The following is a 17,652-nucleotide window of genomic DNA, read 5'->3' on the forward strand; positions in this document are numbered from 1 at the left end:
CGAGTGTCCCATGCGCCAAGTTTGTAAAGTGTCGGTCGGTGATGCCAAAGAGACTAGGGAAGCCCCTTGCCCACATCAAGATGCAGCGGCGGTTTCCTGCTGCTTCAAGATTGTAACAATACCCAAAAGAAGTTCCTCTCTTACTTTGGTAAATCGCTTCTCACTTTTTGTGCTTACATAGGCGCGCACTTGAAGCTTAAGCGCATTGTTCTGAATGTCATTCACGAACACCTGCACTGACTCACATTTCACCGGCTCCACGCTCTTCAAATACTCGGAAACGGCCTGAATAACCTGTGAACTATTGGCAGGTTCGATGCTCGGTGCCAGTGTAAATTCGGACGTAAACAGATCAGAGCTCCTGCGCGAGAAGTTGATGATGGACATCTTCACAAAGTCCGCGTTCTGAACAGTGACCAAAGTGCGATCCTCAGCACGCACACGGGTTGAACGAAGCCCGATTGTCTCCACAGTCCCCTTGGTGCTGCCAAACTGGCACAGATCCCCAACCTTAACCGGCTTATCCGCATAGAGAATAATGCCGCCGATAAAATTCTCCAAGGTGGGTCGCACCGCCAAAGCGAGGGCTAAGCCGCCAACACCGAGGCTGGCGATGATCCCGTACAGAGGCAACCCCACCCGGGAAGCGGCCAGCGCCAGTATATAGCCAGCCAAAAGGATCCCAACCACCCGGATACCCAACCGGATCAAGCTGGCATCCAGAGCTTGCGCCTTGATCTTGGGCCGGGACACCACCGCATACGCCACGGTGTTGGCGGTGGTTATAATCCCCAATGCCAATGCAACGGCTTGCAGGATTATGATGATCAACTCAAGCACAGCTTCGACACTACCGGTTAAATTTATGATGTCGTTACAGATTGCACCGTAAGCCCAAAGCATGGCAGCGATCACGAAAGGCACACCAATGCGCCCAGCCGAGCCGCTAGTGCCAGCCCGCCAATGCGTTTTGCGCAACATCAGGAAAATGAGGGCAGCAAAAATTGCGCTGATCGAAATGAAACCAACCCATTGCCATACAGCCTGACCGGCTAGTTCAGATAGCGCCCAATTTGGCAGCTGCATGATGTAGCGATACATCTCGACGGGCAACAAAAGACCTGGGCCAAGAACAAAGCTCTTATAAAAGTCAACTGAACTGCCGGTTTGTTGTGGCAGCGCTTTTACCAATTCATAGAATTCTGGCAAGCGCTGAACGGTGTCTTCTGAAAAGACAAAATGCGGGTATCCATTTGCAGTGGGGTTGTTGACGATGCGGATCTCGGTGCCGGGCAGCGTCCAATCCGCTTGGCCACCACCGTCTCCAGTCCCTTCAGCACCAGGAACCTGATCCATGGGCGGAACAGTGATGCGCTCAAGCACTTCTTTGAGCAGAAGGACCGAGTTGATTCCGAGTGTTTGACGGTTTTCCGGCGCAACAAAGGACAGGTCAAGTGTCGACGCCGCTTTTTTCATTTTCAGGATAGCGGCGCGTTTGAGCCCCTTAACCTTTGGCGTATCGAAAAAAGCGTCATTGCTCGATGCCGTATCAATGGCTTCCAGTAGATAGTTTTCCGCGTCTTTGGACAAAGACAAAAAGCTGGTCAAAGTCTGCCGTGGCGATGCCATTGGCAGAGGTGACAAAGGACTGCCCGACATTTGGCTTGCAGCGCTGGTTTGGCTGTCTTGAGCCAAAACCGGTTTTGCCATCAACATCGAAAGACAAAGAAGGACTACAAAACTCACCAAACAAAAAAGTTGGGTCGCTTTTTCTCGATACATCAACTGCCCTCCTAATGGCCCTAGATAACGTCATCTCAATTGGCTTCAGCAAGCTTGTTACTGAAGCTAATGATTTATAATTGCTTCTGTGGTCTTGATCACAAAGGTGAATGGCAAGGTGGCGACATCGACCAACTGATCGGAAAGGCTAGATTGCTCGCCCGATCGCGTTATCAGCCCCCTCTGCCCTGATCTGGCAACACCCTTAAGCACGGCCACCAAACGGGGTGACGTGATTACGGTCATATGCTTCAGCCCATCGCCGCCGGTTGCTTCGGTCACATCCACCACGACAATGCCTTTACGCTTGATCCGCGTCTCATCAATATTGTTGCCGACGCGTTCTTTGTCGCCGGCCAGAAAAGACGAAATACGCAAAGCCTGATCTTTCTTGGATACGAAAATCGCGAAAGCTGGTGGCAGCGTCTTGATGGCGGCTAGTTGGCTGTTAAAGACGTCAATATCGAGATCAGGTGAAATAAGTATGACCGTGCGCAGCTTTTTGGGCAAATGGCCATGGTTGGACCGAGCCATCTGGCGCAAGGTTTCCATCAGCAATTCTGTGCCAAGAGAATGCGCCACCAAGGTAACCTCTTGCGCATCAGACTGCGCAAGAGCCGTGACCACGGCTTCCAACTGATCGCGAGACGATTTTATACTGTCTCGATCATACATATACAGCTCAGGAATACCCGCAGACGGCCAGCTGAACAGGGTCATCGGTGCCTTTATTTCAAAGTCATGCTTCATCTGTGCGGTACGATACAAGGCAGCCGAAAAACTGGTGTTATATCCATGCACAAAAAGCATGGCTTCCTTCTTCCCATCGATGGAACGGACTGACGGGTTTTTGAATTTTTCGTTCACTTGTCGCTTGAGGCCCTTGAGGCCATCAATTGATTGATCCGAAACCACAGCAAAATTTCGCGCAAGATCAGGGGCACCTTTCGGCCATTCAATCTGTCCCACTTTGTGGTTGGGAGGAATGGAGACTGAGTATTTCGAGAATTCCAGTTTGTCACTTCGCTCCGCGCTGAAATCACCCTTGCCGCTTGGTTTGCGGCTTGTCGCCACGAGAATGGTTTCAGTTTCAATGGCAGCCAGAGTTGCTGAGGAGGCCTTGGTCGGATCGGCAAATTGGACGCTCTTGGGCGATGCACAGCCAGCGAGCACGGCGCATAAACACAGCATCATCAGCCAAGCCGTGGATGCTTTTCTCCAGATCACCTCAGAGGCTTGTGGACCCTCCAAGCACACGGTGCAAACTGAAACACGCTCTTCAATCATCAAAGTAAGGATCCGGTTGAACTATGGCGTCATCGAAATCGTCTTCATTCATTCGATGGTTTTCTAAACCAAAACCTTTAAATTTCCCTTTTCTATCAAAGAGTAACTAATATAAATGGCCCGAAGTTATGCAAAAGTAGTGTGTCACTACCAGTCTGGTGCTGGAGACCTTTGCCTGTGCGAGGGCCCCAAAAATCGCGGTCCATTGCTGCCGGATGAGCCACGATGGGCTTGCGCTGCGGCTGCGCCAGCAGTCGTATTTGGATGGTCTTGCACGCGATATTTCTAATGGCATGAAGAGACAAAGCTCGATGCGGCGGTGACGTAAATGCATGACTTTCCTGTTGACAGATCGATATATGAACACATATACATATGTTGTATCCAAAAGAGGCGAAGTATTCCAATGACTGGTTCCCCACATAATCACAGCGCAGATACCGGACATGTCCATAGTCATGATCACGGCCATTCTCATGTGCCCGCTGTAACTAAGGACAATGAACACAATATCCTTGTGTCCTTCCTGGTCATTTTGTCCTTCATGGTGGTCGAGGCTGTGGGGGGGATTCTTTCCGGCTCCCTCGCTCTTTTGGCGGATGCAGGACATATGCTGACCGATGCAATCGCGCTTGGTCTGGCGTATCTGGCTTTCAGACTGGGGCGTAGAAAGCCGGACGCAAAGCGCACATTCGGTTACGCACGGTTTGAGGTTGTTGCCGGACTTGTCAATGCGGTCACGCTCTTTGGTATTGTGGGCTGGATCATTTACGAAGCCATTGGGCGGTTTGGGGCACCGCAGCCGGTGATGGCAGCGCCAATGCTCATCGTTGCCATAATCGGGATGATCGTGAACCTGTTCGTGCTGTGGTATCTGACCCGGGGCGATACCGAGCATGTGAATATCAAAGGCGCAGTGTTGCATGTGATGGGGGATTTGCTTGGCTCTGTCGGGGCAATTCTTGCTGCGATTGTCATCTGGCTGACCGGTTGGACCCCGATTGATCCGATCCTGTCGGTCTTTGTTGCGATGCTGATCCTGCGTAGTGCCTGGGGACTTCTCAAAAATACCCTGCATATTCTGTTCGAAGGCGCACCCGCCAATGTAAATTCGGATATGGTCATCCAGCATATCCAGGATAATGTGCCGGATGTCGCGAGTGTCCACCACGTCCACGTTTGGTCGCTGACCTCGGGCCGCGTCCTCGCAACGCTTCAGGTACAACCCACGGCGCAGGCAGATATTCGCGCCCTGATCAAGCAAGTGGAACATGAACTGGAAACGAAATTCAATATCGAGCATTCGACCATCGGGCTTGACTTGGAAGGCGACGCGAGCTGTAGCCTTGAAAATCCTCCCCAGTTGAACGCGGCGCATATCGGCCACAACCACTAAATGAGCGAAAACCATGACGTCGGCGAACATAAAGCCAAGCCCCGCGGGACAATGCCCGGCAGAAAATGCCAATAAAGAAGAGACCCAGCCTCTTGATCACAGCGCACTATCGCAAAACGAGTTTACAATTCTTGCCGAGACGTTCCGGCTGCTTGGCGACTCGTCGCGATTGAGAATTCTGCTGTGTTGCCTGCCCGGTCCGATTTCTGTCGGCGATATAGCGGATAAGTTGGACTTGTCGCATTCTCTTGTCAGCCATCATTTGCGACTGCTGCGCGGTGCCCGCCTCGTGAAGGGTGAGCGGCGCTCCAAGCAAGTCTTTTATGAAATCGCTGACCACCACGTCAGCCATGTCCTTCAAGACATGGCAGTTCATATCGTGGAGGACCATGCGGAGGACTAGAAGGTTGAAGGAGCCATGGCAAAGTTTGAAATGCACCGGCTCTGCCTAGAAGAGAGTTGGGCGTGCAGTCACCTGTATCGCAGGGCTTCGGATAGCTCCTCACTCAAGATTTCAAGAGCCTTGGTGACACCTTTCATGCCTTCTGCCGCCAAGGCGTAAATCGGCAACCTGCCAAGCATCACGGCTCTCGCTCCCTTTTCCTGATAGCGCAGGACATCCAGTCCTCTGCGTATCCCGCTATCGGCCATGACAGTTACCCGACCAGCACAGACAGACGAGATGTCTGAAAGCACGTTGATCGGTGCGGGAGACGCATCGAAATTACGCGCACCATGGGAGGAAACAACAATCCCATCAGCGCCCATAGAGATGGCCTTTTCGGCGTCGTCAGGTGCCAGAATGCCCTTCAGGACCAGAGGCCCTGACCATTTATCTCGTAACCACGCGACATCGTCCCAAGACAGCCCACGTCTCATGGTCAGTCCGGGATGTATTTTACGACCAAGCAGCTTGGGTTGTATGCCGTGTGGAAAGTTGTTCATGGCGGGAAGCCCGCTGCGCAGCATATGGGGCAGGATGACCCGCAAAAGCCAGCCGGGCCGTAGCGCAAGATCGCCAACGCTTCTGGGAGAAATGCGAAACGGCATGTCAAAGCCACTTTGCATATTCCATTCCTTGCGCGATCCCTTGGGTGTATCCACGGTCATCACGGCAACGCGCGCCCCTGCGTCCCATGCCCGCTTTAGCAACTGCTCGGAATAGCTCAGATCCTGCCAGAGATAAATTTGCATCCATAGATCAAGATCCGGCACTGCAGCGGCGACCTCATCAACGCTGCTCAGGGACTGGGTAGAAAGACAAAAGGGTATTCCGAATGTCTTTGCAGCGCGGGCCAGCGCCATTTCGCCGCCTTGATGGATCAGGCCCGCCATGGCGGTTGGCGCTATGATAAACGGTGCTGAATAGCGCTTGCCAAAGAGTGTCGTCGATAGCTCTGGCTCGACAAGTCCGGAAAGGATGCGCGGGACAATGACGGTCTCGTTCAGAGACTTGCTCAGAGCCTTTAGAGAGGCTTCTTCGCCCACACCGCGATCAATATAGTCGAACAGGCCCTTGGGCAGACGGCGCTTGGCGGCCGTGCGTGCTTGCGCGTAGTTCAGAAATCCCATCGGTTCAGGTACTCATGACCCAGATGACTTCGGCATCCTGTTCGCTGACAGAAGTCCAGCAATGCTCGCTGCTGGCGTCATAGTAGACAGAATCGCCTGCGGACAGCTCAAGGGGCTCATAGACCTTTGAATGCACGACCATCTTGCCTGAGACAACGAACAGGAAGATCTCGTTGTCGCTCTTTGGCCAGACCCCGTAATCGTCGGGGTGGCGAGCAGTTACCAAGGTGCGGATGGGGATCATGCGCTTGTTCATGAGCTCGCCGCACAAGAGGGCATTCTCACAGGAATAGGATGTATGCGGGCGGCCTTCTCCCTTGCGGGAAATGGAGCGGCGGCCGGGAGAGAAAACCGGGCGATTGGAATTGAGAAGATCCGTCAATTCCATGGAAAAGCCCGCGGCAATCTTCTGTAGCGTGGAGATTGTGGGCGAGAGATCCCGGCGCTCGATCTTGGACAGGGTAGATGCGGCAACGCCGGACAGCTTGGCGCATTCCTGAAGGGTCAGTTTGCGTTCTTTGCGCAAGGTGACGATGCGCTCGGCGAGCGCTTCTCCCTCTTCTTCAAGACCGGCTTCTCGTGCTTTGATTTGCCCCATTAGCGGCGTGCCCTCCACCAATTTTAAACTAGACACACGATCCTCCGTAAAAAATTTTCTTATAGGAAAATCTATGCATCATTATATACTCCGTATAAAATCTCAGTAAGCGGCCATAACCGCAAGATATAAATTTTAGATCCCTCGCCTTAAAGTTGGGCATTGGCAACTTCTAGCGAACCTCGGGAATGTATGCCATTGCAAAGCCAAGAGCAATTCAATACGACAATATTTTTCGTATAATATAAATTATTGACTAAGCGAAAATCTCCTGCCAGACTTGATGCAATAAGGTCAGACCAACTGGCCAATAAAAAACATGCACCTTCAGGCCAAATCAAAAGGGGATACAAATGAATTTCATGAAAAAAGCGCGCCTTGGCGTGACACTCTCGGCTGCCCTGCTTCTGGGCGCGGCCAATGCACAGGCTGATACGGTTCGGTTCGCTCACGTAGACGGTGAAGGCGATCTGCTCAACAACACCTACTGGACCTGGACCGAGGTTTTCTCCTCTGATCTCAGCGTCCTGTCGAATGGTAAATTCGATGTCGAGGTCTTCCCGAACGGTCAGATGGGGGATCTGGAATCGCTGGCCGAGCAGAATGCGCGCGGCACCTTGCAGATGGTCGGCGGTCTGAATGCTGGGCACATTGCTTCCTATGCTCCGATTGCCTCCGTGCTGGAGCTGCCTTATTCCTTCCCGTCCACTGCGGTCGCCCGTGAAGTGCTTGATGGCAAGTTTGGCAAGTCGCTCTCCGACAAAATTGCAGAGCAATCCGGCATCCGCATTCTCAACTATCTGCCAGCAGCTTTCCGCAACTTCTCCAGCTCCACAAAGTTGATCAAGTCACCCGCAGACATGGTTGGCATGAAAATCCGCACCCAGCAGATTCCGATCCATGTTGAAATGGTCAAGGCTCTTGGTGCGTCCCCAACCCCGATCGCATGGGCCGAGCTCTACAGCGCCCTGCAGACCGGTGTTGTCGACGGTCAGGAAAACGCACCCTATACCATCTTGATGGCAAACCTTCAGGAAGTGCAGAAGTACTACACGCTCGACCACCATCTGGTGAATATGCCACTCATCACCATCAACGAAGACTATTGGCAGGGCCTGTCTGATGAAGACAAAACGTCCTTTGAGCGTGCCGCTGCCAACGCGACTTTTGCGATGCTGGGTGTGATTACCGCCAAGGAATCTCAGGATCTGGCAAAGATCCGTGATGCTGGTGTCGAGATCTATCAGCCCAACGCAGAAGAATTCCAGCAGTTTGTCGACGCGGCGCAGGCCCCTGTCGCCAAGATTCTTGCCAAGGAAATCGGGCAGGACATCATTGATGAGCTGAAAGCGTCCGTGGCTGAAGCCACCGCTGACTGAGCCGTGGACCGTCTGTGATCTGGTGGGCCTTGCGTGCCACGGCCCACCATTTCCCTGATCAGTCCTTCTTTCAGATCACAATTCTCCTGGATTAGTGAGGGCGCTCATGATTGCGATTATCGACAAAATCTCCTCTGCCTTGGCATTCATAGCCGGATCGATTGCGCGGGTCCTGCTGTTGGCCATTGCCGCCATGTTGTTTGTGCAGGTTGTTCTGCGCTACGGCTTTTCCTCCTCCCTGCCCTGGCCTGAAGAAGCCTCCCGTTACCTGATGATATGGGTCGTGATGCTGGCGGGCAGCTTGCTCGTGCGCGACGATCAACTCGTTCGGGTCGATTTTTTCGATGCTTTCTGGCCCAAAAAGATTCTTGGCTATCGCAATGCACTGTTCCGGCTCTTACTGGTCGGTCTGCTGGCGGTTCTGGTCTGGAAAGGCCTCGACAACGCCATGTTCGGCATGCGGCGCAAGTCGGTGACCATCGGAATTTCCTTCTTCTGGATCTATCTTGCCGTGCCCGTTGGCGCGGGACTGATGATGGTGCAGATGCTGGCACTGGCGATCAAGGATTTCCGCCACGGCCCAACCAACACCGGTCCTTCCATTCTCAATTCGGAGCTGTGATCCATGGAACAGCCGCTTTTCGCCGTCATCGGCATCCTGTTGTTGCTGATGTTTCTGGGCAGCCCGGTCATCTTTGCGATCGGCTTCGCCTCGTTGTCGTACTTTTTCATAAAGCCGGGCATGTTCGACATGCTCCATATCTATGCCCATAAATTCTTCACCGGCATGGATGTGTTTATCTGGCTTTCCATTCCGCTCTTCATCATTGCTGGCGAGATCATGAGTTCGATCGGCATGACTGAGCGCCTTGTCACGTTGTCACGGCTAATGGTTGGTCGCCTCCGTGGGGGGCTTGCCTATGTCAACGTCGTTGGCTCGATGCTCTTCTCAGGTGTATCCGGCTCGGCTCTGGCCGATATTTCCGCTCTTGGTCCAATCGAGATGAAGATGATGGAAAAAGACGGATATCCGAAGGATTTCGCCGCTGCCTTGACCGTTAGTTCCGCCATTCAGGGCCCGATCATCCCGCCTTCTATCCCGCTCATCATGTTCTCGGCTCTGACCAACGTGTCTGTGGCAGCGCTGTTTCTGGGCGGGGCTATCCCGGGCATGATGCTGGGCATTGCTCAGATGTCCGTCATTTATGTGATGGCCCGTCGCCGCGGCTTCAAAGCCAACCCGATTGCCGGACTGACCCTGTCTGTAGCATTGCACATTTTCTACAACGCCTTCTTTGCCATCTTCATGCCGCTGATTATTCTTGGCGGGATATTGTCCGGTGTTTTCACCGCCACAGAGGCCGCTGCAATTGCCGTCGCCTATGCCCTGCTTGTGGGATTTCTTGCCTATCGCAATCTGACTTTGAAGACCCTTTGGGCAATCCTTGACCGTTCCGTGCGGACATCGGCCTCCGTTTATCTGATTGTCGGCTTTGCCACCATCATCTCATGGATCCTCGCCAACGAGCGCCTGCCGTACCAACTGCGTGAATTGATCATCCAGTATGACCTGCAGCCTTGGGTGCTGCTGCTGATGCTCAACGTCTTCTTCCTCATCAATGGTTTGTGGATCGGCGACTCGGTTCAGTTGTTGCTGTTCGCTCCGCTGTTCACACCAATTCTGGCGTCCATGGGTGTGGATCCGGTGCATTTTGGCGTTGTGATGGTACTCAATGTGATGATCGGGTTGATGACGCCGCCCTATGGTCTGGCGCTTTATCTGGGGTCATCAATATCCGGGGTGCCATTGGGGCGCATCGTCGTGGCGGCCCTACCGTTTCTCATCTCCAATCTCATCGTTCTGGGGCTCGTCACCTATGTGCCGGCACTGTCCCTGACGCTGCCAAGACTGTTCGGATTTCTCTAGGAGGCAAGTGCGGGCGTCTCCCGGCTCGCGTTTCCATGTCTCACAAGGTTTCAACAATAAGGACACCTTCCATGTCTATCACCAAGGCCGATATTACCGGTTTGTTCACTGCAATCGTCACCCCGTTCAAGGACGACAAATCCGTTGATCACGACGCGTTGAAAGCGCTTGTCAAACGCCAGCTGGCAGCAGGTGCCACCGGCATTGTGCCCATTGGGGGGACAGGGGAATATCCCTCACTGTCCCGCGCCGAACGCGGCGAAGTCGTGGCCAGTTGCGTTGAGGCCGCCGGCGATGCCCCTGTCATGCCGGGCGTTCTTTCCACTGGCTATTATGATGCGCTTGATGCGGGGCACGACTTCAAGCAGGCTGGCGCTGCGGGCCTGATGCTTGTCACGCCCTATTATGCGGTCGGACCTCAGGACGGTATGCGCCGCTATTTCAACAACTATCGTGAAGCGATTGATCTGCCATTGCTCGCTTATGAGATCCCGAGACGCACCGGTGCGGCCCTCTCACCGGATACCTATCGTGCATTGGCCGATGATGGCGCGATCATAGGCATGAAATATTCCAACTATGACATGCCGCAGTTCATCGCAAGCCTGCGCGAGTCAGGCGACAAGCTCGCCATTCTCTCCGGCGAGGAACCGCTGTTCGCAACTCATATTGCTCAGGGCGCCGTGGGCGGTGTGCTTGCCTCGGCGAGCATCTATCCGGAATATTGGCTAAAAATCTTCGAACTGGCCAAGGGCGGTGACCTCAAGGCAGCGCTGGCGCTGCAGAACAAGATCGATCCGGTCCTGAGCGCCATCTATGCCGAGACCAATCCGGGTCCTTTGAAGAAATATATGAGTCTGGCGGGTGCTGATGTCGGCGGCGTCCGTCTGCCGCTTTGTGACCCGAGCGAGGAAACGCTCGCCATGCTGCGAGCAGCGCTTGACGGTTTCAACGGGGATCTGGAAGCCTGAATGCGATGAAACACAAAGATCTGATAGATGAACTGGTCGACATCCTTGGTCCCAAGGGTGTCCTGACCGCCCCGGACGATGTGGCGCCCTACGTGACGGACTTCCGTCACCGCCGCACCGGGTCGGCCCTTGCGGTGCTGTTGCCTGCCAACACCGAGGAAGTCTCCCGCGCGGTTGCCGCTGTTACGAGCCGCGGCATTGCCGTCTATCCGCAAGGGGGCAATACCGGTCTCTGTTATGGTGCGGTCCCTGACAAGGGCGTCGTCATTTGCCTCAGGCGCATGAGAAAACTCCGGAACGCCGACCCCCTCTCCGGACTTCTCACCGTTGATGCTGGCCTTACCCTTGCCGAGGTGCATCAGGAAGCTGAAAAACTCAACATGCAGTTCCCGCTCTATCTCGGGTCTGATGGCACAGCCCAGATCGGCGGTCTTGTCTCGACCAATGCCGGAGGAACCGGCGTGTTGCGCTATGGTTCCATGCGGGATCTCACTGCGGGGGTAGAAGTCGTTCTTGCCGATGGCAGCATCCTCAACGAGATGCAAGGCCTGCGCAAAAACAACACCGGCTACAATATCACCCAGCTCGTTGCGGGCGCTGAAGGGACGCTGGGCATCGTCACCGGGGCGGTTCTTCGTCTGGCTCCTCGCATGACCAGCCGAGCTGTCGCATGGCTAGGGTTCGAAGATATCGACGCGGCCCTGAAAGTGGGCAGCAAGGTGCGAACAACCTTCGGGGCCGATGTTGAGGCGCTGGAACTTGTTGACGATGGCGAGATAAACTGCGTGCTTCGCAACATGTCTGAAGTGCGTATGCCGCTTTCTGAAGTCCCGGCCTATTCTCTCATCATCGAAATCGCAACGCCGCGCGTGACAGACAATCTCAATGACTTGCTCGAAGAGGTCCTCGTTCCACCGATGGAAGAAGGTCTCATCAGCGACGCCGTCATAGCCCAAAACGAAACGCAAGCCGCTGAAATCTGGCACTTCCGCCATTCTGTGACGGAGGCAAACCAACTCAACGGCGTTGGCGTTGTTCTTGACACATCTGTGCGACCATCCGCCGTGGAGGAATTTGTCAGGCAGGCCGACATTGTCACCGCGGAAATGTTTCCGAAGGCAAGCCGACAGATCGTGGCCCATCTTGCCGATGGTAACGTCCATTATATCGTCATGTTCCCCCGAGATATTTGGGACACCTACCCGGACAAGCCCGCCAAGGAACTTGAAGTGGAAGAAGCCATCCACAATGTCGCTCAGGCGGTGGGTGGGACATTCTCTGCTGAACATGGCATCGGTCGCAAGCTCACCGATGAAATGACGCGCCTGATAGATCCTATTCGCCTCGATGTCATGAAGCGGATCAAAACGGCACTGGATCCTGACAATCTGATGAATCCAAGCATCTTGATCCCGTGAGGACTACCCATGATGCCGGTTTCAACATAAGGCCAGACCTGGGCCCCGACTCTCTCCTGTCGTTGGGGCTCAGAGCATCACGTTCAGGCGCCCACGCGGCATTGTCCGCTTCTAACTGAACCTATTGTTGACAATGCCATCCTCGGAAAGAAGCTATCGATGACCACCTGCGGTGTGCCATGGCCCAGATACGTCATGATTTAATGTTCCGTGTCTGTGAGCTCGACAAGAAATAGGCATAAAGGCCCCTCACCTTCCCACGGTTTCGAGACATGACAGTTTTTGGCGGAGGATGCATTATTCGGGCTTTTCGCGCCTTTCAGAATGATAGTATTGTGAACGCTGAACTATCATAGCGGCGGTCGGAAAGCATGAGCTGGTTGATAACGCATTTGGCAATCGTCGCGATCAGCTTGGTGATCGCGGCAAGTGCACTTGTCATTCTTGGGCAGAAGCGAAGCCCACAAGCCACCCTCGCATGGCTTCTGTTCCTCATTCTCCTGCCTTATGTTGCGTTGCCGCTCTATCTGACGTTCGGCTTTCGCAAGAGCACGTCCAGCGCCCATCAACTGGCCGATCGTGCCGGTGCGCAGCCGAAACCCGATCATCCGGAAAAACGGGTAATCAACCTGCTCCAAAATAGCGGATTTTCTGGTTCCGCTGGCAATTCCTTCAAGATGCATGAAGATGGCATTAAGGCTTGGGAAAGCCTTCGCGATATCATCGCGAATGCCGAAATCTCATTGGACATCACGTTTTATCTCCTCGCATCGGACCCGGTCGGTGAAGCCTTTTGCGCGCTCTTGGAAGAAAGAGCAAAAGCAGGCGTTTCCGTGCATCTCATTCTCGACAGGTTCGGTTCGCTTCAAGCGCCGTGGACTGCCTTGAGGCGGCTTAAGGCAGCTGGCGCCGAGGTCAGGCTCTACTCGCCCTTCACCGATTGGGCCAAGGGTGTGAACATCAGCTTGCGAAACCATCGAAAGATGGTGATTGCTGACGGGCAACGGGTCTGGGCCGGAGGCCGCAATGTGGCCACCCATTATCTTGGGCCCCAAAGCGATGAACAAAGATGGATCGATTTTTCATTCGTGGTAGAAGGCCCGGTTGTCGAACAATATATCGCTGTTTTCTCTGCAGACTGGACGTTTGTCGGCGGGAGCCATCGGCCTGAAAGCCCTGTACTGAGAGAAGAGAAAGGCAGCTCTAGCCTCAATCTCATACCTTCAGGCCCCAACATGGCAGACGATTTACTCTACGATGCTGTGGTTCTGGCCTGTCATCAGGCAAATGCGCGCATATGGATCTTCACGCCCTACTTCACTCCCACCCCAAACCTTACACAGGCGCTTTCCATCGCTGCCCGGCGCGGGGTGGACGTTCGTATTCTGCTGCCAGAAAAGTCTAACCAATGGCTCGCCGATCTGGCGAGAGGCCCCGCGCTGCGATCCCTTGGCTGTGACGGTGTCCGCATCCTGACATTGACGAAGATGATTCACGCAAAGGCCATCCTGATCGACGACAGCGCATTTGTCGGCTCTGCCAATTTCGATTCCAGAAGCCTCTTGCTAAACTACGAGACAATGCTGTTTGTCCGGTCAGTTGAGGACATCTCTGCCCTCACCTGCTGGATGAATGGTGTCATGACCGACGCCTCAGAGGAGCTCGCCAAAAGCAGCCTATGGAGGCGGTTCTCAGAAGGTGTTTTCAGGCTCATCTCGCCGATCCTTTGAAGGGACACACCCACTGAGAATGCCAACACAGACAATTGTTTCCTGATGTCCTACTTGATGAAATTGTCGCGAAGCAGGGAAACAACTTCCTTAGTCCGTCCGTCCAGCACAGCTTTCATGCCGAACATGGCGGTGGAGAAGACTTGAGAGGCCTCGATTTTTGGCGGCATAACAAGCTCCATCCGGTTGACCTTGACGTCGAGCAAGGCCGGACCGCTTGCTGCCAGCCATTTTTGCATCGCGGGCTCCAGATCATCGCTGTTCTCAACCCGCCAGGCATCCAGACCGCATGCATCGGCCAGTTTGGAAAAGTCGGGGTTCTTGAGGTCCGTGAAGGAATCCAGAAGACCTTCCACGCGCTGCTCCATCTCAACAAACCCGAGGGAGCCGTTGTTAAAGACCAACAGCTTGACCGGTATGTCATGTTGCACCAGCGTTAGCAGATCCCCCATCAACATCGTCATGCCGCCGTCACCGCAAAGCGCAATGACCTGCCGTTCCGGGTAGGCGGATTTGATACCGATGGCTTGCGGGTAGGCGTTCGCCATGGTGCCATGCAGAAGGCTGGTGAGGAAACGGCGGTCACCCTTGGCGGTCAGGTAACGCAGAAGCCAGACCATGGGCGAGCCACCGTCAGCGGTAAAAATGGCATTGTCCTCGGCCAGACGGTCAAGCATGCGTGTCACCGTCTGAGGGTGGATAAGCTCGGGATCATGAATTTCGGCATCGTCTTCATAGGTGGCCCGATCTCCCTTCCACTCTTTCAGGATCTTGCTGAGGTGTTCGTCCTGCGCGCGGTCCTGTAGTTTCGGGAGCAGCGCATCAATCGTTGAGGCGACATCGCCAACGAGCCCCATTTTGACCGGAGCGCGGCGACCAATATGAGTGTGGTCACTGTCAATCTGGATGACCCGCTCAGCGGAGGGATAATATTGCGTCCAGGCGAAATCCATTCCAAGGCAAAGCACAATGTCGGCACTTTCAATCGCATTTGCGCCAGCGCGATTGCCCAGAATGCCTGTCATGCCCACATTATAGGGGTTATCCGGCTCGATGAATTCCTTGGCCCGGCTGGTGTGAGCCACGGGTGCCTTCAGTTTTTCGGCCAGAGCGACAACCTGATCATGGGCCGCACGCGCGCCGAACCCCGCATAGATGGTCACACTTGTGGCGTCATTGAGGATATCGGCCAAAGCGTCCAGTTCATCATCGGACGGAAGCAATCGGGGTTTTGGCCGATGAACGAACCATGCCAGATCATCGTCAGTCTTTTCACGGAACATATCGCCGTTGACAATGACCACCGCGACACCGCCGCGGGTCAGTGCGGCCTGTGCCGCAAGTGTGGTTATCCTGCGCGCTTGGGAAGGATGGGAGATATATTCGCAAAAGACGCTGCATTGCTCATAAATCCGGCGCTGATCGACCTCCTGTGGGAAGTTGAGGCCAACTTCTGCCCTCGCCACGTCCGAGGCAATCAGCACGACGGGCGCGCCGTTGCGGTGACTTTCAAAAATGCCGTTGAGGAAATGAAGGCTACCGGGCCCGCAGGTTCCGGCGCAAACAGCCAGCTCACCGGTCATGTAGGCCTCGCCGCCAGCTGCAAAGGCGCCGACTTCCTCGTGACGGACACCAACCCAGTTCAAGTCCGATGTGCGAACCGCATCCGTGAAGTGGTTGATCGTATCGCCAACGATACCCCAGCAGCGCTTTGCACCAGCTTCAACGAGCGTATCAACGACGATTTCAGCGACGGTATTCTGCATCAACTTCTCCTTCATTGCTTTGCCTCTTCTTTTGACTTGGTCGCCCGGGTGGAAACCAGATCGATCACGGGGCGGAAACTTTCTGCGCTGGCAGCATTCCACCAGTCTGCAAAGATCGTTTCTTCTGGCGCATCCAACAGGATGCCTTCTGGCAGGAAGGTGTGAACGCGGTCCATAGGCACGGCCTTTTCAGGGCCGACGCGGTGCATCAGATGATGCGCTTCCAATTGTGACGGATGCTTCAAGCCTGCCGATGCGATGATTTCGGAAAGGGCTTCCAGCGTTTTGGCATGGAAGCGGGCGGCGCGCTCTCCTTGCACTTCTGGGATAAGGCCGCGCTGACGCCATTGGTCCTGAGCCGTCACACCAGTTGGACAGGTGCCCAAGTGGCAGCGCTGGGCCTGAATGCAGCCGATGGAAAACATAAAGGCCCGGGCGGCGTTGCACCAATCCGCACCTTGCGCGATGTTGCGGGCCAGCCCCATACCCGAATAGACCTTGCCGCTGGCTGCAAGCCTGATTTTGCCTTTAAGGCCCGCCCCCACAAGGGCGTTGCGCATAAGAACCAGCCCTTCGGACAAAGGCATTCCGACCCAATCTGAAAGCTCAAGCGGGGCTGCACCCGTGCCGCCTTCGCCGCCGTCGACCACAATGAAATCAGGTGTTATGCCGGTCTTGAGAATAGCCTTGATGATGGCAAAGGGTTCATGCGGCTGGCCAACACAGAATTTCAGTCCAACGGGCTTACCGCCAGAGAGGTCACGCATGTGTGCCGCGAATTCCAACATCTCAATTGGAGTGGAAAATGCCGAATGTCCGCGCGGCGACAGACAGTCCTGATGGACAGGAACGTTTCGGATCTTGGCGATTTCCTCGGTCACCTTGGCAGCGGGAAGCAGGCCACCATGGCCCGGCTTTGCCCCTTGGCTGAGCTTGATTTCGGTCATCTTGACGGCATCATGGCTCGCGTTATGGCGAAAGAGCTCGGGATCAAAATGTCCGTCCTTGTCCCGCGCTCCGAAATAGCCAGACCCCAGCTCCCATACCATATCGCCGCCGTGCTCAAGATGATGGCTGCTTAAACCGCCCTCGCCCGAGTCATGATAAAACCCGCCCTTTTTCGCACCAATGTTCAACGCCTTTACCGCATTGGCAGAAAGGGCGCCAAAGCTCATGGCTGAAATATTGAGGAGTGAGGCCGAATAAGGTTTGCTGCACTGATCGCTGCCCACCATAACCCGCGGTGACGTATCCGGCTCCGGCTCAGGCGCAATCGAATGGCCAACCCAATGATATTCCTCGGCGTCCACATCGCGCTCGGTGCCGAAAGGATGCGTATCGGTTTCATTCCGCGCCCGGGAATGGACCAGATTTCGAGCTTCAAATGAATAAGGCTTGCCGTTCAGATCATCTTCAACGATATAGACCCGCAGATAGGGGCGCAGTTGATAAAATAGCCACCTGATGCGCCCTGCAACAGGAAAATTGCGGGTGATGGTCCAGCGCTCTTGCGTCCAGTCATAGACGCCAAGCGCCAGCACCAAGGCCGCCAACACCGCAACGAGATACCATCCCATAATCAAAGCGACGACCGCCAGAATGCCGCCCGCAATCGGGATGATCCCTCTCTTCATTGTATCAAGCATAATGTCTCCCGATTTCTTCCATCACACAGAACGCATAATGAACCACCCCACATTTTTTCGGAGGCTGTGTGGCTTAAGTTATGCTGCCATTGCCGGCTCGTCCAGCACGTCAGAGTATTGTTCCTTATCTTCTGACGTAGAAATACGTGCGATGGGCTTTATCAAGTGGCGGTGAATGAC

General features: G+C 54.5%; 14 protein-coding genes. 8 read left to right on the top strand and 6 right to left on the bottom strand.

Going from position 1 to position 17,652, the window contains the following annotated elements:
* Positions 1-75: 75 nt before the first annotated feature.
* Together CPH65_RS19405 and CPH65_RS19410 are read right to left on the bottom strand one after the other, a co-directional pair.
* Complete coding sequence (locus CPH65_RS19405; RefSeq protein ID WP_096175379.1) at positions 76-1,782, bottom strand: mechanosensitive ion channel family protein; 1,707 nt, start codon at positions 1,780-1,782, stop codon at positions 76-78.
* 66 nt (positions 1,783-1,848) lie between these two features.
* Positions 1,849-2,976: an alpha/beta hydrolase gene (locus CPH65_RS19410; RefSeq protein WP_157747817.1), complete on the bottom strand. Its 1,128-nt coding sequence runs from the start codon at positions 2,974-2,976 to the stop codon at positions 1,849-1,851.
* 499 nt (positions 2,977-3,475) lie between these two features.
* Between CPH65_RS19410 and CPH65_RS19415 the strand changes: the two genes are divergently transcribed.
* Together CPH65_RS19415 and CPH65_RS19420 are read left to right on the top strand one after the other, a co-directional pair.
* Positions 3,476-4,465, top strand: a complete 990-nt coding sequence (locus CPH65_RS19415; RefSeq protein ID WP_096175381.1) for a cation diffusion facilitator family transporter — start codon at positions 3,476-3,478, stop codon at positions 4,463-4,465.
* Between the two features lie 13 nt (positions 4,466-4,478).
* Positions 4,479-4,868, top strand: coding sequence for a metalloregulator ArsR/SmtB family transcription factor (locus CPH65_RS19420; protein ID WP_096175382.1), 390 nt, complete (start codon positions 4,479-4,481; stop codon positions 4,866-4,868).
* A 68-nt stretch (positions 4,869-4,936) separates the two neighbouring features.
* Here the strand turns inward: CPH65_RS19420 and CPH65_RS19425 are convergent, their stop codons facing one another.
* Positions 4,937-6,037, bottom strand: a complete 1,101-nt coding sequence (locus CPH65_RS19425; RefSeq protein ID WP_096175383.1) for an alpha-hydroxy acid oxidase — start codon at positions 6,035-6,037, stop codon at positions 4,937-4,939.
* A 4-nt stretch (positions 6,038-6,041) separates the two neighbouring features.
* Complete coding sequence (locus CPH65_RS19430) at positions 6,042-6,671, bottom strand: helix-turn-helix domain-containing protein (protein WP_244574458.1); 630 nt, start codon at positions 6,669-6,671, stop codon at positions 6,042-6,044.
* A 317-nt stretch (positions 6,672-6,988) separates the two neighbouring features.
* Here CPH65_RS19430 and CPH65_RS19435 point away from each other — a divergent pair, with 317 nt between their 5' ends.
* The 6 genes from CPH65_RS19435 (at position 6,989) to CPH65_RS19460 (ending at position 14,060) form a co-directional block, all read left to right on the top strand.
* Positions 6,989-8,014 carry a TRAP transporter substrate-binding protein gene (locus CPH65_RS19435; RefSeq protein ID WP_096175385.1) on the top strand — a complete coding sequence of 342 codons (1,026 nt, stop codon included), beginning with the start codon at positions 6,989-6,991 and terminating at the stop codon, positions 8,012-8,014.
* A 106-nt stretch (positions 8,015-8,120) separates the two neighbouring features.
* Positions 8,121-8,636, top strand: coding sequence for a TRAP transporter small permease (locus tag CPH65_RS19440; protein ID WP_096175386.1), 516 nt, complete (start codon positions 8,121-8,123; stop codon positions 8,634-8,636).
* 3 nt (positions 8,637-8,639) lie between these two features.
* Complete coding sequence (locus CPH65_RS19445; RefSeq protein ID WP_096175387.1) at positions 8,640-9,941, top strand: TRAP transporter large permease; 1,302 nt, start codon at positions 8,640-8,642, stop codon at positions 9,939-9,941.
* Between the two features lie 71 nt (positions 9,942-10,012).
* On the top strand, positions 10,013-10,912 hold the full coding sequence (gene dapA, locus CPH65_RS19450; RefSeq protein WP_096175388.1) for a 4-hydroxy-tetrahydrodipicolinate synthase: 900 nt from the start codon (positions 10,013-10,015) through the stop codon (positions 10,910-10,912).
* 5 nt (positions 10,913-10,917) lie between these two features.
* The gene (locus CPH65_RS19455; RefSeq protein WP_096175389.1) at positions 10,918-12,330 is read left to right on the top strand and encodes an FAD-binding oxidoreductase; all 1,413 of its coding nucleotides are present in this window, start codon (positions 10,918-10,920) and stop codon (positions 12,328-12,330) included.
* A 371-nt stretch (positions 12,331-12,701) separates the two neighbouring features.
* The gene (locus CPH65_RS19460) at positions 12,702-14,060 is read left to right on the top strand and encodes a phosphatidylserine/phosphatidylglycerophosphate/cardiolipin synthase family protein (protein WP_096175390.1); all 1,359 of its coding nucleotides are present in this window, start codon (positions 12,702-12,704) and stop codon (positions 14,058-14,060) included.
* Between the two features lie 50 nt (positions 14,061-14,110).
* On the opposite strand, the gene CPH65_RS19465 is transcribed toward CPH65_RS19460, so the two are convergent.
* A complete protein-coding gene (locus CPH65_RS19465; RefSeq protein ID WP_096176515.1) occupies positions 14,111-15,826 on the bottom strand; it encodes a thiamine pyrophosphate-dependent enzyme in 1,716 nt (571 codons plus the stop codon).
* Positions 15,827-15,837: 11 nt separating this feature from the next.
* The gene (locus CPH65_RS19470) at positions 15,838-17,472 is read right to left on the bottom strand and encodes an FMN-binding glutamate synthase family protein (protein WP_096175391.1); all 1,635 of its coding nucleotides are present in this window, start codon (positions 17,470-17,472) and stop codon (positions 15,838-15,840) included.
* Positions 17,473-17,652 lie beyond the last annotated feature (180 nt).

The organism is Cohaesibacter sp. ES.047 (genome assembly GCF_900215505.1).
In the GTDB taxonomy this organism is placed as follows: domain Bacteria; phylum Pseudomonadota; class Alphaproteobacteria; order Rhizobiales; family Cohaesibacteraceae; genus Cohaesibacter.